Consider the following 19256-nt stretch of genomic DNA (forward strand, 5'->3'; position numbering starts at 1 on the left):
AACTATGGCACAAGAAAAATCCATTACACACTATCGAGTTCTCAAAGAACACACACCCACCAGCACCAACCCCACAATCAGGGCCGAACTCCAGCGAACATATACTGTTATATCAACCGTTTCAGGCCGACCTTTCCAGAGTAGCAGCGCCGCGATTTGCTAAGCAAACCGGCGGTTTTGGCTTTCCCTGGTCCCACACGTCATCTGCCAGCCGATCGCATGATCATCTGGCGAGGAGGTTTGGGGGTTTGTCTTTGCGGCCGTGCCGCTCTGACTCGACATAAGTTACGCACATCCAAACGGGGCGTCAAATCCGCTGGTCAGGCGGGTGTCGATGTCAGTTTGTTGGGACCTTGAGCATCGGCAGGAGGTACGACCGGGCGAGTTGCTCCAACTGCGCCGTGTCGTCGAGCCGCACCTGTCCGCCCGGCGTCGTCACAAACGAGCCGGTGATGCGGGCGATCAGTTCTGCGGCCATGTCCGGGTCTATTGAGGGGTCGAGGTTTCCTGCCTGCTGTTCCCTGCCGAGCGCCTCGGCCACGAACTGACTGATCGCGTACATGTTCCGGCCGTCGCCGCCACCGACGAGACCGGGGACAAGTGCGGGATCGTCCGCGATGAGTCGTTTAATGAGCGGGTTGGACCAGACTTGTTGAATCGACGTCACGAAGCCGGTGACGAGTCGTTCAGCGAAGGAGTCGGCCTCGGTCATCGCCTTCTGGAAGTAGGCGAGGTACTCCCACAGCTCGTGCGCGATCACCTCGTCGACGAGCGCGTCCTTGCTCTCGAATTTTCGGTAGATCGTGATCCGCGACGTGCCTGCACGCTTGGCGACGTCTTCCATCGAAGCCCCGGACACCCCGTCTACGCAGAACTGCTCATAGGCGGCAACCAGCAGCTTCTCCCTGGTCGCGTCGGTCGATTGGCGCGGTGGCGTACTGATCGCACGTTGCGTTGCACGCTCGAACAGCGTGGGCGGCACGGTTGCCTTCTCGATCGTCATCGGTTCGATGCTACCTCCCGGGACCGCGTCTCTTGTGACTCAGGCCACTGAATGCTAGTAGTGTTACACAGATCGATTCATTGTTTCATGCTGATCGGATTGGGACGGGCAGAAATGGAAGACCTCACACGACGACGCGTACTCCAAGCGGGAGCAGGGGCAGGGGCGGCGTTACTCGCCGCCCCCGCATTCCCGTGGACTGCAGCGGCAGCGGGGGCATCGCCCGGCTCCGGGCCGGTAGTCGATGCAAAGCAGACGTGGGACGACGAGCCCGACGAACTCATCGCCGACATCTACCGTCACCGCGACGTCACCAAGGTGAACAACGCGCTGCGCGGGTGGACCAAAAACGGCCAGGCACTCCCGAAGTCTCTGCCCACAGATTTGCGAGTATTCATCGAGAATGCGCGTGAGCTTCCCGATTGGGCGGACCGGGGCAAGCTCGCCGACGCAGTCACCTTCAATCAGAAGCGCGGCACCTACCTCGGTGTTCTCTACGGGTTCGCGAGCGGCATGATGAGCGCCGTCATCCCCAATGAGGCGAGGACTGTCTACTATTCGCGCGGCGGCGCCGCGTTGAAGGACAGGATTTCCAAGACTGCCAAACTCGGCTACGACATCGGCGCGCTCAACGCATACCAAGACGGCGGCGAGATGGCGGTGACCTGTGTGAAGACGCGGCTCATCCATTCTGCAGTCCGGCATCTTCTCCCACAGCAGCACCAGTGGTCGTCGCGCATGCCGGACCAGAAGAAGCCGATCACGCAGGCCGATCAGATGGTGACCTGGCACAGCCTCCCGACCACTGTCATGCGGATGCTCAAACGGTGGCAGGTTCCGATCAATCCCGCGGAATCGGCGGGATTCCTGCATTCGTGGCAGGTCGCGGGCCACATGCTCGGCATCCAGGACGGTCTGATTCCTGCCACGTGGTCGGATGCCGAAGCACAGGCGAAGATCGCGCTCGACCCGATCCTCAAAGGCACCCCCGAAGGCCGCAAGCTCGCCGACATGCTGCTCGACCTCGGCTTCAACCTGGATCTGAGTCTGCTGTCGCGGGGTGTCCTCGGTGCGCTGACCCGATTCATGCTCGGCGACAAGATCGCACACGAACTCCGCATCCCCCGCGAGCCGGTGTGGGACCCCCTGTTGGAGACCGCGTGGGGGCCGTTCATCCTCGTCCGCGAAGGCGTCCTTCAAGCCGGCATGCCGAAGGAGGCGTACTGGACTTTCGACGAGATGCTGCGCCAGTTCGTCCTTCTGTACATTTCCGAGCTGCGCATGCCCATCACTATCGAACTGCCGTACACGAACAACCCGAACTACAAGTAGTTCACCCATACTCGCCCCGGGGGCCTGAAAAGGGGTGGACCGTCCGGCATTCGCTGCCGGACGGTCCACCGTCACAGGGCCCAGTCCTATCGCGACGTCGCGTCGGCCTAGATCCGCTGAGCGGCGTCCGCCTGGAGTTCGTCCCAGCGAGCCTGCGCTCGACGGTGCCACTGCGCACGGCGGTCGTGGAAGACGCCGGCCGCGCGCGGTCCGGGCCATTCGTGATCGAGGAGTTCTCGCGGCAGATCGGGGTCGAGGAACGGGAACCGTCGCCATTCCTGGACCAACTCGACTTGTGCCGTGAACGCGTCAGTCGCCGACTCTGCGCGTCGCTCGGAGAACGATCCGAGGAAGTCGAGGTAGCGGGATTCGACGTCGGCGAGATCCCACGCGGCGGAGACGAGCGACTGCTCGTCGCCGATTCCGGAGGTTTCGCCGACCCAGGAGAAAGTCTGGGCCGTCAGACCAAGGTCGTCGACTATTCGTCGGACGTCGTCGACCTTCGAGGTGCCCGGTGTGACCCAGAGTCCGGGCTGCGGGGAGCCCAACCCGAGCCACATGAATCGGGTCCGCAACTGATGCCGCAGTCTGCGTTGCGTTTCGGGGATCGAGACGGCGAGTGTCAGCCACTTCCCGTCCCACGCCGGTACGCTCCGCATGAATCCGTAGATGCGCTCGGCGCCCTCGGTGAGTAGTTGAACACCCGAATCCGTCAGTTCCCACGCGCTACGCCGTCCATGACGACTCGACGCGAGCAGTCCTTCCGACGAGGTTCGCGACAGCGCCTGGCGTGCCGCTCGTTCTTCAACGTCGTGAAGCGCCAACGCGTCCAGGATCGTCGCAGTCCAGACCGGCTCCTGCCGGGGCAACGCGAATTCGCCGAGAATCGTCAATAGCAGCGAGCGAGCACTGGCCGATCCGATCTCTCGCCGCCGACTCAGCGGGTTGGCCCCCTCCGTCACATGCCCTCCTCGAGCATCTACGGCTGAAATGCCGCCCCTGGTCAAGGACTATAACCCGGTGCGGTGCGCGACCTACGAATGCGCGCCGCCGGTCCGAGCGTTGCAATGGCAGAGAGCATCGTCGTCAGCGCGACCCCGCCGATCCCTTCCCATTCTCGGTAGCGACCTCATGCGCATTGGCCGTCGGAAGGATCAGTTGGACCAGGCCCGCCGCACCGAGGCTTCCGCGGAAAGAGGCACCGCCTGAGTCATTCCGTTTCACACCAGTACATTTGGGACTTACCTCGCCGGCCTCTATGCGCCGCGTCGCGACGATGTATTCGGGCGCAGTATTCGGGCGGATCTGCTGAAGCCGCCCCTAGGCCCGGAACTACACTGGTCGACGATGCCCGTCACAATGCCGCACGACCTCCCCGCTAGAGCCATCTTGGAGGCGGAGAAGATCTTCGTCATGTCCGACGAGCGCGCGGGACACCAGGACATTCGTCCCATGCGGATCGCGATCTTGAACCTGATGCCGGTGAAGGTTACGACTGAGACGCAACTGCTGCGCTTACTCAGCAACTCCCCGTTGCAGATCGAGATCACGTTGCTGCATATGGCCAGCCATGTTTCACGAACTACTTCGACCGAGCATCTCGATTCGTTCTATTCAACGTTCGACGATGTGGCCCACCAGCACTTCGACGGCCTGATCATCACCGGCGCGCCGATCGAGAGACTCGACTTCGAACACGTCGACTACTGGCCTGAGATGACTAGAATCCTCGACTGGACCCGTACCAACGTTCAGTCGACTCTGCACGTCTGCTGGGGCGCACAAGCCGCTCTGTACCACCACTACGGTGTCGGCAAATACGAAGTGCCGCAAAAGATCTCCGGCGTTTTCACTCATCGGCTGACTGGCGCGATGTCACCGATCGTCACCGGGTTCGACGACGAGTTCCTGGCACCGCACTCGCGTCACACGGACGTCCATGCGGCCGAGATCGAGGTGACCGGCGAGGTCGACGTGCTGGCCGCGAGCGAGGAGGCAGGCGTCTTCTTGGCGGCCACCGCGAACGGTCGCCAGATTTTCGTGACCGGCCACCCGGAGTACGACGCGGACACGTTGGCCCGCGAATACCGCCGCGACAACGATCAAGGGCTGTCGGTACCGGTTCCCTCTCACTACTTCCCGGACGACGATCCCAGCGCCGCCCCACTCAACCGCTGGCGCGGCCACGGACACCTGCTGTACGCCAACTGGTTGAACTACTGCGTCTACCAGGAGACACCGTTCGCTCCGGGCGAGAACTGAAGCGGACCACCGACGAACTTCTCGCTAGCACAGAACACTCAAATTGGCTGGTCCTACACCGTAAGGTCGACTTGAGTGGAGTCGGCGGAAGCATCTCCCCGGAGCGGTCGGTCGAACGGGCGATCCGTTTGCGGCACAACACCTTCGATCTAGGCGATCTGCGGGGATGCTGGTTTCGACGGCTGGCCGGACGGGAAGGCGGCACGACCATGATGGCAAAAGATCGCAGGGAGTCATTGCTCGATCGGACCGTCGAGAAGCTATTCGTCGGGTCGGGGTCGGAGGTACCGTTTCTCATCCGACACGACTGGGCCCTCCCGGCCAGCATCTTTGGCGGCTGCGGTGCCTTCGTGATCCTCGTGGTGATCGCAACTCTCCAAGGCTGGGCACCGGTGCTCATGTGGATCGTCATCGGGATCGGCGCGGTCAGCGTCCTCCTGATGATTCCCACCTACGTGCAGATGTTCCGGGCGACGCGCGGGCCGCTCCCGGCGCTCGACCGGACGCCCCGTACCGCCAGAGTGACCCTGCACGCCGACGACGGCGACGGCGGGCAAATCCTTCTCGTCGAATACCGTGACGACGACGGCCAGGGACACGACGCGCGGCTCGCCGACGTGATCCACGATTCCTGGGAGGATCGATTCGCTCCTGGTTCACGCTGGCAGGTCTACACCTTCCGCGACCCCGCGCTCGCCGACTCCGTTGTATTCCTCACCGAAGCGCACAACGACGTGTGGCGCAACGGGTGGAAGCTCGACGGTGTCCGCATCGGCGGGGAAAGCGGACCGGTCAAGCCCGGCCCTGGATCGCCGTTCCTGCGCGACGACTCGAAGTGGGAGTTCGAGACGTGAACCATACGCAGCAGGCACATCTCACCTTCGACGTCGGCGCTATCGAGAAGAACATAGGCTACTGACTCGCCACGGTCAGCATTCTGTCAATATTCCGGGTGCGCGACATAGTGAACAGGGCTAGCGTCGCCGCATGAGCACTCCAATCCGTACGACGACGACTGTGTTCGCACTCGACTGCCCCAACGCACGAGTTCTCGCCATGTTCTACGCAGACCTGCTCGGTTGGAACATCAGTTCCTCGCCTGAGTCCCCGGATTGGGTAGAAGTGGTACCACCCAGTGGCGAGGCACCGAACATGAAGCTTGCCTGCCAGCAGATCGAGGGCTACCGCGCCCCTACCTGGCCTGAGGGATTGATCCCACAGCAAGCACATCTCGACTTCCACGTCGACTCGGTCCAGAAGGCAACGCCGACGGTCCTCGCGGCGGGTGCCACGCGGCACACGCATCAGCCCAGTGAAGACGGACAGTTCGTTGTATTCCTCGATCCGGTCGGCCATCCATTCTGCTTGTGCGAGGCGTAGCGACCGGGCTCCACGGCGACCTCAAGGGATCATCGAAAACAGCACGCTAAGAAATCTCCTCGCCCACGGATGCCTCCCCATCCAGGCATCGAAGCGATCCGCGCCAGTCCTGCCGTCGCGCGACTTCCTCTTGGCCATCTGGCCTCCCCCGTCAACGCCATGGCGGGGCTCTCGGCACACGGCTGCCTGCAACTTTAGTCGGCGTTAGGTGACCCCGCTGCGAAGAATGCCAGTCGAGCCGTCGTAGGCATTCCGGTACCCACCGACCCTCACGGGCCGCTGAGGCCTCTTCTTCGGTGTCCTCGCTTCGGCGTCGGACAGTCGCAGCGCGGTGATCAACTCGGTCGTCGACTGACGAGAATTGCCTAGATTCGACTAGGGCGGATCTGAGACCACCGCTACGACCGGATCGGTTCGTGACCGACACGCATTCCTGGCCGAATCATCGGGATTTAAGGCCCGATACGAAACCTTCTCAAGCCCTCGGAAACCATTCCTGAACTGCCGTCTTGCTCCGCCGCCAGGACTCGAACCTGAAATACCTGAACCAAAATCAGGAGTGTTGCCGATTACACCACGGCGGATTGTTGCGACCTTGATTCTGCCACAGTGTCTCCGGGCCCACGCACCGAGCCGACCACGCTGGGTCGACCCGGCGTAGACGGCTCAGTACAAGCTCGGCGCCGGCGAGCAGTTGGCCGGGAATACGGCCGCCGTGGAATGCGGCATGACGACTGCGATCGACGGGTAGACGATCCCGTTCGGACAGGTGTAGTTGCCGTAGCCGATGCCCACGGTGTCGCCGTGGTTGTGACAGATCGAGCCAGCGCACACGACGTTCGGCGCTGCGGCGGCCTCACCGACGCCACCGAACGCAGCAGCTGCGGCGATACCGGCGAACAGACCGGCCCCGGCGATCATCGTTCGTACACGTCGATTCATCTGAAATCCCCCTCGTACCCGCCCCGGCGTCTCCGGAAGCGTCCCCTGCGCATCACATCTCGTCGCGACCCACCGACAGTAAGTATTCCGTATCGGCCATACGGGCCGACACCGGCATAGATGCGACGCAATCCACTGCGCGGACTCGGGAGCGATCACCGCGAGCAGGGCGAGGGCGGCTAACCGCCACGACGAGCGGTCGAATCTCGCGGCACGTCATATTTCATATATGTATATTCCGGGAGTGTCTACAACAGGCCCCGTACGACAACAACTGACCGATGAAGTCGCCGATCGACTGCGGTGGAAGATCATGACCGGCGAGTTGGCCTCGGGCGACTTCATCCGCCTCGATGAAGCAGCAGTCGAGTTCGGGTGCAGTGTGACCCCGGTGCGCGAAGCCCTCGTCACCCTACGCAGCGAAGGTCTGGTGCGAAGTTACGCGCATCGCGGCTTCGCCGTCGAGGCACTCAGCCGCAGAGACGTCATCGACATCTTCTGGATGCAGGCCGAGCTGAGTGCCCGGATGGCCATGCGCGTGCCGGAGAGGCCGGACCTGTCCACAGCCTTACCCGGCCTGAGCGAGATCGTCGACCGAATGGAAGCCGCCGTCGACGCCGGTGACATCCCGACAGTCTCGGCGACGGAGTTCGAATTCCACCGTGGGGTCTATCGATTGTCCGACAGTCCCAAGGCCGCACGGCTGCTGGCCTCGGTGGCGCGCTACAGCCCATTCGAGTTGTACGCACAAGACCCCGAGTGGGGCCGGCTCGCAGTGGCCAGTCACCGAAGACTCATCACCATGCTCAGCGACGACGACAAGCCAGGGATACACGCCGAGACCCGAGCGGTGTTCACCGATGCGCGCGACCGGCTCATCGCACGACTCGGCGCAAGCGGCTTCTGGCAGGACCGACCGGGGCTCGACGAGGAACGGCAGTCCGGTGCGTAGGATTTCCTCGGCAGCCGTCAACAGCGTCGAGTGAAGGACCCATCCATGAGCAGACAGCCCGGCCAGACCGGAATCGCGGTCATCGTGCTGGCCGCCGGTGCAGGTACGCGCATGAAATCGAAGACTCCGAAAATCCTGCACCGCATCGGCGGCCGGTCGCTCGTCGGACACGCCATGCACGGCGCAGACGGCATCTACCCCGACGCACTCATCGGCGTGGTGAGCCACGAACGCGAGAAAGTCAGTGCCGAGATCGGCTCCGTCGCAGGGACTCTCGGTCGCGACATCGTGATCGCCGAACAGGAGTCGCCGCTCGGCACAGGCGACGCCGCACGCGCAGGAATGGCGGCGGTCCCCGGATTCGACGGAACCGTCCTCGTCACCGTCGCGGACGCTCCCCTCCTCGACGCGCAGACGCTGACCGAACTCGTCGCGACACACACCAGCGGCGACGGCGCCGCCGTCACGCTCACCAGCTTCGTCGCCGCCGACCCCACTGGATACGGGCGCATCGTCCGCGACGGCGACCGCTCGGTCACCGCCATCGTCGAGCACAAGGACGCCACCGATGCGCAACGAGACATCAACGAGGTGAACGCGGGCATCTACGCCTTCGACGCCGCTGTCCTCCGCGACGCACTCGCCGGCCTATCCACCGACAACGCCCAAGGCGAGTACTACCTGACCGACGTCGTCGAGATCGCGCGCACCGCAGGGCGCACCGTGCGCGCCCACATCGTCGACGATCCCGCGGTCGTCGCGGGCTGCAACGACCGCGCGCAGCTCGCCGACCTCGGAGCCGAACTCAACCGCCGCACCGTCCGCCGCCACATGCTGGCCGGCGTCACTATCGTCGACCCAGCGACCACGTGGATCGACGTCGCAGTCGTCCTCGGCCAAGACGTGCACATCGAACCTGGCACCCAATTGCGCGGACACTGCGTGATCGCCGACGACGCCGTCATCGGCCCAGACACCACCCTCACCGACGTCGTCATCGGCGAAGGCGCATCCGTCGTCCGCACCCACGGTTCGGGCGCAATCATCAACGCTGGGGCCACCGTCGGCCCCTTCGCCTACCTGCGGCCCGGCACCGACCTCGGCGAGACAGGCAAGATCGGCGCCTTCGTCGAGACCAAGAACGCGCACATCGGCACCGGCACCAAAGTCCCGCACCTCACCTACGTCGGCGACGCCGAGATCGGTGAGTACACGAACATCGGCGCGTCGAGCGTCTTCGTCAACTACGACGGCGTCGACAAGCATCGAACGGTCATCGGATCACATTGTCGGACCGGTTCGGACAACATGTTCGTGGCACCACTCACGATCGGCGACGGTGTGTACACAGGTGCGGGTACCGTGCTCCGAGGGGACGTTCCGTCGGGTGCACTGGCCGTGAGCGCTGGATCACAGCGCATCATTGAAGACTGGGTGCCCACCAAGCGCCCCGGGACGGCTGCCGCCGACGCGGCAGTCCGAGCCAAAGACGGTCGAGACCAGGAGAATAAGAGCTAGCCGATGAGTTGGACTACCGACAATCAGAAGAACCTCATGCTGTTCGCGGGGCGCGCGCACCCCGAACTGGCCCAAGCCGTCTCCGACTCCCTCGGCATCCCCGTCACTCCACAGACGGCGCGCGACTTCGCCAACGGCGAGACCTTCGTGCGATTCGAGGAATCGGTCCGCGGCAGCGACGCGTTCGTCCTACAGAGCTGCCCGTACCCGATGAACCAGTGGATCATGGAGACACTCATCATGATCGACGCGCTCAAACGTGGGTCGGCCAAACGCATCACCGCGGTCCTGCCGTTCTACCCGTATGCGCGCCAGGACAAGAAGCACCGCGGCCGTGAACCGATCTCGGCCCGACTCATCGCCGACCTGTTCAAGACCGCAGGCGCCGACCGCATCATCACCGTCGACCTGCACACCGATCAGATCCAGGGCTTCTTCGACGGCCCCGTCGATCACATGCACGCACAGGGTCAGCTCGCCGAGTACGTGCGCAACAAGTACGGCACCTCCAACATCTGTGTCGTGTCGCCGGACGCCGGCCGCGTCAAAGTCGGCGAGAAGTGGGCCGACGCCCTCGACGGCGCACCCATGGCGTTCGTCCACAAGACCCGCGACCCCGATGTACCGAATCAGATCAAGTCGAACCGAGTGGTCGGCGAAGTGTCCGGTAAGACATGCGTGCTGATCGACGACATGATCGACACCGGCGGCACCATCGCGGGCGCCGTCGAAGTCCTCAAGCAGGCGGGTGCGGGCGACGTCATCATCGCGACCACCCACGGCGTGTTCTCCCATCCGGCCGCCGAGCGTCTCGCCAACTGCGGCGCCCGCGAAGTGGTCGCGACCGACACCCTCCCGATCACCGACGACAAGCAGTTCGAGAACCTCACCGTTCTGTCTATCGCTCCGCTGCTCGCGCGGACGATCCGTGAGGTCTTCGAGAACGGCTCGGTCACCAGCTTGTTCAACGGGATCGCGTAGCCCCGGTCCCACCCAGCTACGACGACGCCGGCGAGCGCCCGCCGCGATCCACCAGGACCGCGACCCGCTCCCGGCGTCGTTCGCCATCCACCCGCGGCGCAACCAGAGATCCACCGACGAAGCGGTCACCATCGGCACTGCCGGGATCAGCCGAGTCGCGAACCCACCCGAGGTACCGTTGCACCGTGGACGCAACGATCTATCACAATCCCCGCTGCTCGACGTCGCGTAAAACCCTCGCGAAACTCGAGGACTCCGGAGCCGACATCACTGTCGTCAAGTATTTGACCGACGGGTGGACTCGAGACCAGTTGGCGAAGCTGTTCACCGACGCCGGGCTCACCGCGAGCCAGGCAGTCCGCAAACGCGAAGCGGTGTACACCGAACTCGGGCTCGCCGACGCAACGGACAATGAAATCCTCGATGCGATGGTCGAACACCCCGTCCTCGTTGAGCGCCCGTTCGTCGTCACCGACAAGGGCACCAGGCTAGCCCGACCCATCGAGAACATCGACGAGAGCCTGTAAATCCTCGGCTCACCTCAACCAGCAGAATTGTTGATCTTTCGGTTCAGCGGCGGGACGACAACACCGACGAGAGCCCGGATGATTCCCTTGGTGAAATCGAAGAAGTCGAAGTAGTCACGCCAGACGGCGATCCGTCCTTCACGGACCTCGAAACGTCCGCACACCCAGAACCGCATACGGACGGGCCCGAATTTCAGTTCGTCGATGCGTTCGGTGAGGACGACGCCGTCGGCGTCAGCGCTTATCGCGAGGATCTCGACGTCGAAGCCGAACCCCGGCCGATTCAACCCATGCATAATCGGAGCGAACTTCGCCATCCCGCGCACTGTGGGGAGCGAGACGTTCGTGTAGACGATGTTCTCGTCGACGTCCGCGAGCGCTGCGTGGAGATCACCGGACGCGAGGCCCGCGAGGAAGTGTCGGACCAGGTCAACTGGATTCTGTGACGTCATCACCTCATGGTAAGCTAGCCGCCGTTGTCTCGGCGAGGGTGAATTGTTCACCGTTATCGGCGCGACTGCGGACTCCTCCACGCCGCTCACGGCGAACGGTTTCTGCGTGTCGAGCCGCATCGTCGCGGCGCCACCGAACCGAAATCTATTGGAGGACATCACATGTCGAATTCCACGCCGTCGCTCGCCGTCGCCGTTCGCACCGGTAAGGGCAAGGGCGCCGCGCGCCGCGCGCGCCGCGAAGGTCTAGTCCCCGCGGTCATCTACGGCCACGGCGCCGACCCCCAGCACCTGCTGCTCCCGAAGCTCGAGCTGAACACCATCCTGCGTAACTACGGCCTCAATGCGGTCATCGACCTCGACATCGAAGGCACCAAGCAGCTCGCCCTGGCCCGCCAGGTGGACGTCCACCCGCTGCGCGACTACGTCGAGCACGTCGACTTCCTCCTCGTCCGCCGCGGCGAGAAGGTCATCGTCGACATCCCCGTCATCGTCGAAGGCATCCCGATGGGCGGCACGCTCACTGTGCAGGAAGCCAGCTCCGTCGAGGTCGAGGTCGACGCTCTGGCCATCCCGGAGAACATCGTCGTCGACGTCGAGAACGCTGCGGCCGGCACCATCATCACCGCCGGCGACCTGAACCTGCCTGAAGGTTCAGACCTGGTGACCAACGCCGAATACGCGATCGTCGCCATCAACGAAGCCAAGTCCGCTTCCACTGACGAGGAAGACGCCGAGGCCGAAGCCGAAGCCGGCGAGGCCGCAGCCGAGTAGGTGAAGCTCATCGTCGGACTGGGCAACCCCGGTCCCACTTACGAGAAGACCAGGCACAACATCGGCGCCATGGTCGCCGACAGCCTGGTCTTCTCGTATGGCGAGAAGTACTCGGTGCACAAGCGTTCCGGCGCCGAGACCGCGACCGTTCGGATCGGCGACGAACCAGTAATGGTCGCGAAAGCCCGCGCTTACATGAACGTGACCGGCCGCCAAATCGGTCCGCTCGCCGCGTACTATTCCGTCGCACCCGCCGACCTGATCGTGCTGCACGACGAGCTCGACATCGACTTCGGTCAAGTCCGGCTCAAGTTGGGCGGCGGCGAGGGCGGCCACAACGGACTGCGCTCGATCACCGCGGCCGTCGGCACTCGCGATTATCTGCGCGTCCGGCTCGGTATCGGGCGGCCGCCCGGGCGGCAGGATCCCGCCGACTTCGTCCTGAAATCATTCCCGTCCGCCGCGAAACCCGACGTGGAACTACTGATCGCCAACGGCGTCGACGCCGCTGAAACATTGGTGAAGCAGGGGCTCGAAGCCGCACAGAACGTCGTCCACGCCTGGTAGCGGCATGGCAGTTTCGCCGACTCTCCCCGGCGACTTCACAGATCTGCGATGGTGATCTCGACCATTGATCGATCGATCGATCAACATCGTTGTTCTCGAAGGAGCCATATGCAGCCCGTCCCTGTACTCCCGCACCGCATCCGGTGGTCTGCCGCGACGGCAGCGTTCCAGATCGAAGGCGCACGCTCGGAAGACGGCCGAGGCCCGTCCGTGTGGGACACCTGGGTCGACACCCCGGGAAAGGTAGTCGACGGCGCCACCGCGGAACCCGGCCCCGACAGTTACCACCACTGGGCCGACGACGTCGCACTCGCCGCGGGCCTCGGCCTAGATCGCTACCGGTTCTCCATCTCGTGGACACGCGTACAGCCCAGTGGCACCGGCCCAGCCAACGCCGCCGGGTTGGACTACTACTCACGTCTGGTCGACGACCTCCTCGACGCTGGCGTCACACCGTGCCCGACGCTCTATCACTGGGACCTGCCGATTCCGCTTCATGAGGCAGGCGGTTGGATGGTCCGAGACATCGTCGGCCGGTTCGCCGACTACGCCGAACTGGTCGCGCAGCGGCTCAGCGACCGGGTCGAGAACTGGTACACCGTCAACGAGCCCGCGATGACGACCCTCCAGGGCTATGCGATCGGTTCGTTGGCGCCCGGCGAATTCCTCCTCTTCGATGCGCTCGCGACAGCCCACCATCAACTGCTGGCTCACGGACACGCTGCCCGCATCCTCCGCGGGCACGGTGCCCAGTCGGTCGGCGTCGCCAACAATCACACCCATGTGCTCGGGCTCCGCGACACCGCCGAAGACGCGGCCGCGGCCGCCGCATACGACACCATCCACAACCGCGTGTTCGCCGACCCGATTCTTACCGGTGAATATCCGGATCTGCCCGGAATCGACGCAGCCATGCCGATCATCGACGGCGACATGGAGATCATCTCGACACCGCCGGACTTCTATGCGATCAATTTCTACAATCCGACGACCGTCACCGCGCCCGGCCCAGACAATCCGATCCCGTTCGAGATCGTCCCGACGCCCGGTGCGCCCGTCACCGGCTTCGGCGACGAGTGGCCGATCGTGCCGAGTGCACTGCGCGACCTCCTCGTCGGATTCGCCAGGCGATACCCGAATCTGCCGCCCATCGTCATCAGTGAAAACGGTGCGTCGTTCCCCGAACCCGACACCTGCGACGGCCCGATCGACGACGCCGACCGCATCGCCTACCTCGACGGCCATCTCCGCGCGGTCGGCGAAGCGATGTCGGCCGGAATCCGAGTGGACGAATACACGGTCTGGTCGCTGCTGGACAACTTCGAGTGGGCGGACGGCTACACCCAACGGTTCGGCCTCACGCACGTCGACTTCGCGACCGCTCGCCGCACCCCGAAGTCGTCGTACGACTGGTATCGCCGAGTGATCGCGCAGAACCGCACGTGAGCGCCCCGACTGCTGGCGGTCGCCGCTGGATGACGTTGTTCACGCTGGCCTGGCTCGTCGTCTGGATGGTCCAACTGACGCCCCTCCAGTTGCTGCTTCCGTTGCAGTTGGACGACCAGGTCTCCGACGGCGGCGACGAATGGATCCATGGTGTCGTCGTCTCCGGTCTGATCCTCGGGATCGGCGGCCTCGCCGGCATCGTCGCCGGACCGTTGGCGGGTTCGGTCTCCGACCGGACCGACGGCGCTCGAATGCCGTACGGTCTCGGCGGGCGACGGCGCATCTGGGCGCTCGGCGGCACATGGCTGATCGCGATCTCGCTGGTCCTGACCGGTCTCGCGCATCGGCCGTGGCTCGTCGGCGCGGCGTGGGTCGGCGTGTGCATCGGCATCGGTATCGCGTCGGCCGCATTCGCGGCGCTCATGGCCGACCAGCTGCCGCCGGACAGGCGCGGCAGCGCGTCGGCGGCGATCGGCTCGTCACAGGCGCTCGGTATCGTGCTCGGCGTCGGCGTCATCGTCCTTTTCGGGCTCGACGTGCTGCCCGGGTACCTGCTGCTCGCCGCTCTGATGGCCGTGGTCGGCACGTGGGCGGCGTTCGGGTTGCCCGATCCGGTCGTGCCTCGCACGCAGCTCGCCGTCGGCGAGCGCCGGGATCGGTGGGCGTCATTTCGCGACCGGGACTTCGTGTGGATGCTGACCGCTCGCCTCATCACCAACATCGGCAATGCATTGGGAACGAGTCTGTTCCTGTTCTTCCTGATGTACGGGCTCGGGCAGCCCAAAGCCGATGCCGAAGACAACCTGCTGATTCTCGTCGTCGTGTACACGGTATTCGTCGTCGGCGCGTCGATCCTGTCCGGACTGATCGCCGATCGCCGCGGACACCGTCGTGCCTTGACGGTTGCTGCGGCCCTCGTCCAGTCAGTGGCAGGCATTGTCGTCGTCGCCAGTCCGACATTTACCGCGACGATGATCGCTGCGGCGATCATGGGGGTCGGCTACGGCGCGTTTTCCACGGCCGGCCTCGCCTTCGCGACCGACCTGCTGCCCCACGAGCAGGACCACGGCCGTGACCTCGGCATCGTCAATGTCGCAGCCGCACTCGGCCAACTTCTCGGCCCGGTGCTCGGTGCCGGAATGGTCGCCCTGGTCGGCGGGTTCTGGCTCGTGTTCGCCGCGGCCTGCGTACTGTCGATCCTCGGCGGACTGATCACCCTTCGCGCCCGAGAAACAAACCTGGTCTGATGGGTCGAATGCCGCGGACGTAGAATTCCCCCAGACTCCGGTGCGACGTGGCACCGGTTCGAGCATGAAGGATTGACCTCTTGGCGACACTGGTTACCCCGCCCTGGAAGCCCAACGTGGCGATGCTCGGCATCGGCGCATACCGGCCCGCGCGGCTCGTGACGAACGACGAACTCTGCACCGTTCTCGACTCGTCCGACCAGTGGATCTTTGAACGCAGCGGCATTCACAACCGCCGCTGGATCAGCGGGGACGAGTCGATGCGCAGCATGTCGGCGGCGGCCGCCGACCGCGCGATCGAAAACTCGGGCGTCGACCGAGACAAGATCGACCTGGTCATCATGGCGACCAGCAGTTGGCCCTACAACGTCCCGCACGGCGCACCGCTCGTCGCGGCCGACATCGGTCTCAACGGGGTCTCCGCGTTCGACGTCTCCGCCGGATGCGGCGGTTTCGGATACGCGCTCGGTGTCGCAGCCGACGCGATTCGCGCGGGTGGCGCCACGTACGCCGTCGTCATCGGCGCCGAAACCATGTCTGTCGGCCTGGACGTCACGGACCGGTCGACCGGCTTCATCTTCGGCGACGGCGCCGGCGCTGTCGTAGTCGGTCCGAGCGACGTCAACGGCATCTCGGCGATCGAGTCGGGTAGCGACGGCAATAGTGCCGAGGCCATTATTCAGAACTTCGACACCGTCTCGTACATGGCGCGCGCAGTGGAGTACCAGGGCAAGGACCCCGAGAGCGATCCGGTCGGCCGCATGGTGATTCGGATGGAGGGCCCACGGGTCTTCCGGTGGGCCGCGATCACCCTGCCCAAAGCACTGTCGACGTTGTTGACCACGTCCGGCGCCGGGGTCGACGACATCGAGGTGTTCATCCCGCACCAGGCCAACGCGCGCATCAACGACCTGATGAAGAAGAACCTCGGGTTCGCCGACGATCTGCCGATGGCCAACGACATCGAGAACACCGGCAACACTTCTGCCGCGTCGATCCCGCTCGCGATGGAGGAGATGCTGGCGACCGGTAAGGCCAAGGGCGGCGAGACCGCGCTCATGCTGGGGTTCGGTGCCGGACTGAGCTACGCCGGCGCTGTCGTCGCGATGCCTCCCGCCCCGAAGATCACGAGTTTCGACGGCCTCGCCGACGCGAAGCCCGGCCCCCTCGCCAAGCACCTTCGACTCCCGTAGGAGCCGCACCGGGGCGGGCCGCGACGACAAGCGGCCTACGCGTTCTCCTTCCGGAACACGGCGGTTCCCCACCAGGTGCCGAGTGCGCTCAGGACTAGTGCGGCGAGAAAGCCCCAGCCGACCTGGCTCGATATGACGTCGCCGAGGAACGAGCTGCGGACACCGTCGGTGATCCACCGGAACGGAATGAAGTCGCTGATCCGCTGCAACCAGTCCGGGCCGATCGTCATCGGCAGCAGGATGCCCGACAGCAGCAGGATCGGCATCATTACCATATTGATGACCGGCGCCATGACGTCCTCGCTCTTGGTGGTCAACGCCAACGCGTTCGACGCCGCAGCGCACGCCCCACCGACGAGCAACGTGATAACGACGCCGACGAACACTCCGCCGATCGAGCCTCGCATGCCCATCGCGTAGCCGAGGCCGACGAGGATGAGCGCCTGGACCAGCAGTTGCACCAGGTCGCGCAGGATGCGCCCGAACAGCAGCGCGGTGCGGCTCGCCGGGGTCACACGTTCAGCTTCGATGACTCCTTCGCGCCATTCGCCGATGAGGCTGAAGCCCGCGAACATCGCACCGAAGATGCCCAACTGGACGAGTAGTCCGGGAACGAAGAACGTGTATGCGTTGTCGCCCGCGCCAGGGAACTGCGTGACCAGTGGCTTCAATAGCGGACCGAACAACAGCAGGTACATCACCGGTTGCATGATGCCGATCAGCACCCAGGCCGGGTTGCGCAGGTTCATCCGCAACTGACGGCGGAACACGACATACGATTCAGTGGCGAACGCCATCACACGGCCTCCTTCTCGGTGCCGACGGGCGCGTCGGTCGACGGGTCCTCGGCCGGGGTGTCGTCGCGTAGCGAACGACCGGTCAAGGTGAGGAACACGTCGTCGAGCGTCGGTTTGACGATCTCGATGCCCTCCAAGACAGCACCGCGGGAGTCGAGGTCGCGGAGGAGGCCCGGTACCACCCGGCCCGATCCGCGGACGCGCGCGCTCACCGCCGTCCCGTCGATCTGAACGTCGGTGCCGATCGTCTCGAGCGATGTCGCCGCTCCCGCGACATGCGACACGTCGCCAAACTCGAGGCGCACGAGGTCACCGGATACCTGCGACTTCAGGTTCTCCGGGGTGTCGGCTGCGACGATGCGGCCGTTGTCGATGATGAGGATGCGATCGGACAACGCGTCAGCCTCGTCGAGGTAGTGCGTAGTGAGGAACACCGTCGCGCCACGCTCCGACCGCAGCTTGGCGATGTGCTCCCACAGGTTGGCGCGAGCCTGCGGATCGAGTCCGGTGGTCGGCTCGTCGAGGAACACCAGGGTCGGATCATGGATCAAGCCCATGACGATGTCGAGGCGACGCTTCTGGCCACCCGACATGTTCTTGGGCATGCGATCCCATAGCCCGTCGAGTTGGAGTTCGTTGAACAACGCCTTACCTCGGGCGACGGCGTCGCGCCGCGACATCCCGTACAACTGGCCGTGGTCGCTGACCTCATCGCCCGCCAATGCCTGCGAGAACGTCGAACCGGCCTGCGAGACGTAGCCGATGCTGCGTCGGACTTGGACCGGTTGGGTGAGGACGTCGTAACCGTTGACGGTCGCGGTGCCCTCTGTCGGTCGAAGGAGCGTGGTCAGCATACGGAGTGTGGTGGTCTTGCCCGCACCGTTGGGGCCGAGGAAGCCGACGACCTCTCCTTCGGCGATATTGAGGTCGACGCCGTCGACCGCACGAACTTGTTTGGCCTGCTTGCCTCTTCCTGTGGTGAACGTCTGGACGAGTCCCCTGGCGTGGATCATTCGCGAGTCACTTCCTCCGGATTAACCCCGTGTTCAAATTTGACCAACTCAATAATGTTCGCGTCTTTCGAGCGTGTCAACAGGTTTAGCAGGAGGGTCCGACAGAGCGATGCGACGTACTCAGCGGCGACGTACTCAGCGGGCGAGGTGCAGGCGCGGCGATCAGCGGGTGCGTAGCGCACGGAGGTATCGGTCGCGTTCGACGAGCATCTCGGTGCCCGGGTCGTCGGCGGGCGGCGCCCATGAGGCGTCGAACGTCGACTGCATGTCGTCGTCCCACCCCTTGAACACTGCGTCGATCCAGTCGCGTTCGGTACACGCCAGTCGAGTCCACAGGTCCACGGTGCGTTTGGCGTGCGGCGGCGAGTACTCATTGGACCGGCCCGCGACCAATTCGTCGAGCTCGTCGACAAGCGCTGCGCGCCGCTTGGTCATCGATTCCCTGGCCCGTTTCTCGCCGAGCGCAGGCAAGAGGCTGAAGGCGGCGAGGAATGCTCGGCGGTCGAACACATTGACCGACTCGATAGATTCGACGATCAACGTCTCCAATCTCGTGCGGCCGTCCGGCGTGATCTCGTAGACCACGACGTCGCGGCCATCGACGTCTACGGTCGTCGCGCGCAGCAGTCCGTCCTCTGCCAACCTGCGCAACCCGTGATAAATAGATCCCGGCCGGGTGCTCGCCCACTCGTCCACGCGCCACGACAAGAGTTCCCGACGGATCTGGTAGCCGTTGACCGGCTCGAACAGGCTCACCGCGCCGAGCAGTAACAGCCGCGTCGTACCTGCAGACATACCTTTACGGTAGCCGGTACTTCTCGGTAGCCCGTTTTACGTGAGACCGTGAGAGTCACAGACGAGGAACTCGAA

The 19256-nt window shown here is 64.3% G+C and carries 20 protein-coding genes and 1 tRNA gene; 13 read left to right on the forward strand and 8 right to left on the reverse strand.

The window, feature by feature from the left end; genetic code table 11:
* Positions 1 to 337 precede the first annotated feature (337 nt).
* Positions 338 to 1003, reverse strand: a complete 666-nt coding sequence (locus MP11Mi_RS02690; protein WP_420040784.1) for a TetR/AcrR family transcriptional regulator — start codon at positions 1001 to 1003, stop codon at positions 338 to 340.
* 114 nt (positions 1004 to 1117) lie between these two features.
* Here MP11Mi_RS02690 and MP11Mi_RS02695 point away from each other — a divergent pair, with 114 nt between their 5' ends.
* Complete coding sequence (locus tag MP11Mi_RS02695) at positions 1118 to 2335, forward strand: oxygenase MpaB family protein (RefSeq protein WP_420040785.1); 1218 nt, start codon at positions 1118 to 1120, stop codon at positions 2333 to 2335.
* 107 nt (positions 2336 to 2442) lie between these two features.
* Here MP11Mi_RS02695 and MP11Mi_RS02700 read toward each other — a convergent pair whose 3' ends face one another.
* Positions 2443 to 3297: a PaaX family transcriptional regulator gene (locus MP11Mi_RS02700; protein WP_420040786.1), complete on the reverse strand. Its 855-nt coding sequence runs from the start codon at positions 3295 to 3297 to the stop codon at positions 2443 to 2445.
* A 385-nt stretch (positions 3298 to 3682) separates the two neighbouring features.
* Between MP11Mi_RS02700 and metA the strand changes: the two genes are divergently transcribed.
* The 3 genes from metA to MP11Mi_RS02715 all read left to right on the forward strand — a co-directional run bounded on the left by metA (position 3683) and on the right by MP11Mi_RS02715 (position 5977).
* The gene (metA, locus tag MP11Mi_RS02705; RefSeq protein WP_420040787.1) at positions 3683 to 4597 is read left to right on the forward strand and encodes a homoserine O-acetyltransferase MetA; all 915 of its coding nucleotides are present in this window, start codon (positions 3683 to 3685) and stop codon (positions 4595 to 4597) included.
* 209 nt (positions 4598 to 4806) lie between these two features.
* Positions 4807 to 5451, forward strand: a complete 645-nt coding sequence (locus tag MP11Mi_RS02710; protein ID WP_420040788.1) for a hypothetical protein — start codon at positions 4807 to 4809, stop codon at positions 5449 to 5451.
* Between the two features lie 133 nt (positions 5452 to 5584).
* Complete coding sequence (locus MP11Mi_RS02715; RefSeq protein WP_420040789.1) at positions 5585 to 5977, forward strand: VOC family protein; 393 nt, start codon at positions 5585 to 5587, stop codon at positions 5975 to 5977.
* Positions 5978 to 6489: 512 nt separating this feature from the next.
* Here MP11Mi_RS02715 and MP11Mi_RS02720 read toward each other — a convergent pair.
* Positions 6490 to 6561, reverse strand: a tRNA-Gln gene (locus tag MP11Mi_RS02720).
* Positions 6562 to 6643: 82 nt separating this feature from the next.
* The gene (locus MP11Mi_RS02725) at positions 6644 to 6919 is read right to left on the reverse strand and encodes a hypothetical protein (protein WP_420040790.1); all 276 of its coding nucleotides are present in this window, start codon (positions 6917 to 6919) and stop codon (positions 6644 to 6646) included.
* 244 nt (positions 6920 to 7163) lie between these two features.
* Here MP11Mi_RS02725 and MP11Mi_RS02730 point away from each other — a divergent pair, with 244 nt between their 5' ends.
* From MP11Mi_RS02730 to arsC, 4 genes are all read left to right on the forward strand, one after another.
* On the forward strand, positions 7164 to 7871 hold the full coding sequence (locus tag MP11Mi_RS02730; RefSeq protein ID WP_420040791.1) for a GntR family transcriptional regulator: 708 nt from the start codon (positions 7164 to 7166) through the stop codon (positions 7869 to 7871).
* Between the two features lie 45 nt (positions 7872 to 7916).
* Positions 7917 to 9389 carry a bifunctional UDP-N-acetylglucosamine diphosphorylase/glucosamine-1-phosphate N-acetyltransferase GlmU gene (gene glmU, locus MP11Mi_RS02735; RefSeq protein WP_420040792.1) on the forward strand — a complete coding sequence of 491 codons (1473 nt, stop codon included), beginning with the start codon at positions 7917 to 7919 and terminating at the stop codon, positions 9387 to 9389.
* Between the two features lie 3 nt (positions 9390 to 9392).
* Positions 9393 to 10370 (forward strand): ribose-phosphate diphosphokinase, encoded by a 978-nt coding sequence (locus MP11Mi_RS02740; RefSeq protein ID WP_420040793.1) that lies wholly within the window; start codon positions 9393 to 9395, stop codon positions 10368 to 10370.
* A 185-nt stretch (positions 10371 to 10555) separates the two neighbouring features.
* Positions 10556 to 10897, forward strand: a complete 342-nt coding sequence (arsC, locus tag MP11Mi_RS02745; RefSeq protein ID WP_420040794.1) for an arsenate reductase (glutaredoxin) — start codon at positions 10556 to 10558, stop codon at positions 10895 to 10897.
* A 14-nt stretch (positions 10898 to 10911) separates the two neighbouring features.
* On the opposite strand, the gene MP11Mi_RS02750 is transcribed toward arsC, so the two are convergent.
* Positions 10912 to 11349, reverse strand: coding sequence for a limonene-1,2-epoxide hydrolase family protein (locus MP11Mi_RS02750; protein WP_420040795.1), 438 nt, complete (start codon positions 11347 to 11349; stop codon positions 10912 to 10914).
* A 162-nt stretch (positions 11350 to 11511) separates the two neighbouring features.
* On the opposite strand from MP11Mi_RS02750, the gene MP11Mi_RS02755 reads away from it, so the two are divergent.
* The 5 genes from MP11Mi_RS02755 (at position 11512) to MP11Mi_RS02775 (ending at position 16576) form a co-directional block, all read left to right on the forward strand.
* Positions 11512 to 12123: a 50S ribosomal protein L25/general stress protein Ctc gene (locus tag MP11Mi_RS02755; RefSeq protein WP_420040796.1), complete on the forward strand. Its 612-nt coding sequence runs from the start codon at positions 11512 to 11514 to the stop codon at positions 12121 to 12123.
* A complete protein-coding gene (pth, locus tag MP11Mi_RS02760) occupies positions 12124 to 12690 on the forward strand; it encodes an aminoacyl-tRNA hydrolase (RefSeq protein ID WP_420040797.1) in 567 nt (188 codons plus the stop codon). It begins immediately after the preceding gene.
* Between the two features lie 108 nt (positions 12691 to 12798).
* Entirely contained in the window at positions 12799 to 14136 is a 1338-nt protein-coding gene (locus MP11Mi_RS02765; protein WP_420040798.1) for a GH1 family beta-glucosidase, read from the forward strand.
* Entirely contained in the window at positions 14133 to 15383 is a 1251-nt protein-coding gene (locus MP11Mi_RS02770) for an MFS transporter (RefSeq protein WP_420040799.1), read from the forward strand. The genes MP11Mi_RS02765 and MP11Mi_RS02770 overlap by 4 nt, the downstream gene beginning before the upstream one ends.
* A gap of 122 nt (positions 15384 to 15505) precedes the next feature.
* Positions 15506 to 16576, forward strand: a complete 1071-nt coding sequence (locus MP11Mi_RS02775) for a beta-ketoacyl-ACP synthase 3 (RefSeq protein ID WP_420041985.1) — start codon at positions 15506 to 15508, stop codon at positions 16574 to 16576.
* Positions 16577 to 16611: 35 nt separating this feature from the next.
* Here MP11Mi_RS02775 and MP11Mi_RS02780 read toward each other — a convergent pair whose 3' ends face one another.
* From MP11Mi_RS02780 to MP11Mi_RS02790, 3 genes are all read right to left on the reverse strand, one after another.
* Positions 16612 to 17373 (reverse strand): ABC transporter permease, encoded by a 762-nt coding sequence (locus MP11Mi_RS02780; protein WP_420040800.1) that lies wholly within the window; start codon positions 17371 to 17373, stop codon positions 16612 to 16614.
* Entirely contained in the window at positions 17373 to 18386 is a 1014-nt protein-coding gene (locus MP11Mi_RS02785; protein WP_420040801.1) for an ATP-binding cassette domain-containing protein, read from the reverse strand. The genes MP11Mi_RS02780 and MP11Mi_RS02785 overlap by 1 nt, the downstream gene beginning before the upstream one ends.
* 162 nt (positions 18387 to 18548) lie before the next feature.
* The gene (locus MP11Mi_RS02790; RefSeq protein ID WP_420040802.1) at positions 18549 to 19181 is read right to left on the reverse strand and encodes a PadR family transcriptional regulator; all 633 of its coding nucleotides are present in this window, start codon (positions 19179 to 19181) and stop codon (positions 18549 to 18551) included.
* Between the last annotated feature and the right edge of the window lie 75 nt (positions 19182 to 19256).

It is taken from the genome of Gordonia abscondita (genome assembly GCF_032711245.1).
Classification (GTDB): domain Bacteria; phylum Actinomycetota; class Actinomycetes; order Mycobacteriales; family Mycobacteriaceae; genus Gordonia.

Excerpts from the sequence above, each read along its gene's own strand:
- MP11Mi_RS02690 (WP_420040784.1), bottom strand. The coding sequence starts at position 1,003 with ATGACGATCGAGAAGGCAACCGTGCCGCCCACGCTGTTCGAGCGTGCA.
- metA (WP_420040787.1), top strand. The coding sequence starts at position 3,683 with ATGCCCGTCACAATGCCGCACGACCTCCCCGCTAGAGCCATCTTGGAG.
- MP11Mi_RS02775 (WP_420041985.1), top strand. The coding sequence starts at position 15,506 with ATGCTCGGCATCGGCGCATACCGGCCCGCGCGGCTCGTGACGAACGAC.
- MP11Mi_RS02755 (WP_420040796.1), top strand. The coding sequence starts at position 11,512 with ATGTCGAATTCCACGCCGTCGCTCGCCGTCGCCGTTCGCACCGGTAAG.
- MP11Mi_RS02765 (WP_420040798.1), top strand. The coding sequence starts at position 12,799 with ATGCAGCCCGTCCCTGTACTCCCGCACCGCATCCGGTGGTCTGCCGCG.
- MP11Mi_RS02725 (WP_420040790.1), bottom strand. The coding sequence starts at position 6,919 with ATGAATCGACGTGTACGAACGATGATCGCCGGGGCCGGTCTGTTCGCC.
- MP11Mi_RS02715 (WP_420040789.1), top strand. The coding sequence starts at position 5,585 with ATGAGCACTCCAATCCGTACGACGACGACTGTGTTCGCACTCGACTGC.
- MP11Mi_RS02740 (WP_420040793.1), top strand. The coding sequence starts at position 9,393 with ATGAGTTGGACTACCGACAATCAGAAGAACCTCATGCTGTTCGCGGGG.
- MP11Mi_RS02785 (WP_420040801.1), bottom strand. The coding sequence starts at position 18,386 with ATGATCCACGCCAGGGGACTCGTCCAGACGTTCACCACAGGAAGAGGC.
- MP11Mi_RS02750 (WP_420040795.1), bottom strand. The coding sequence starts at position 11,349 with ATGACGTCACAGAATCCAGTTGACCTGGTCCGACACTTCCTCGCGGGC.
- MP11Mi_RS02790 (WP_420040802.1), bottom strand. The coding sequence starts at position 19,181 with ATGTCTGCAGGTACGACGCGGCTGTTACTGCTCGGCGCGGTGAGCCTG.
- glmU (WP_420040792.1), top strand. The coding sequence starts at position 7,917 with ATGAGCAGACAGCCCGGCCAGACCGGAATCGCGGTCATCGTGCTGGCC.
- MP11Mi_RS02695 (WP_420040785.1), top strand. The coding sequence starts at position 1,118 with ATGGAAGACCTCACACGACGACGCGTACTCCAAGCGGGAGCAGGGGCA.
- MP11Mi_RS02780 (WP_420040800.1), bottom strand. The coding sequence starts at position 17,373 with ATGGCGTTCGCCACTGAATCGTATGTCGTGTTCCGCCGTCAGTTGCGG.
- MP11Mi_RS02710 (WP_420040788.1), top strand. The coding sequence starts at position 4,807 with ATGATGGCAAAAGATCGCAGGGAGTCATTGCTCGATCGGACCGTCGAG.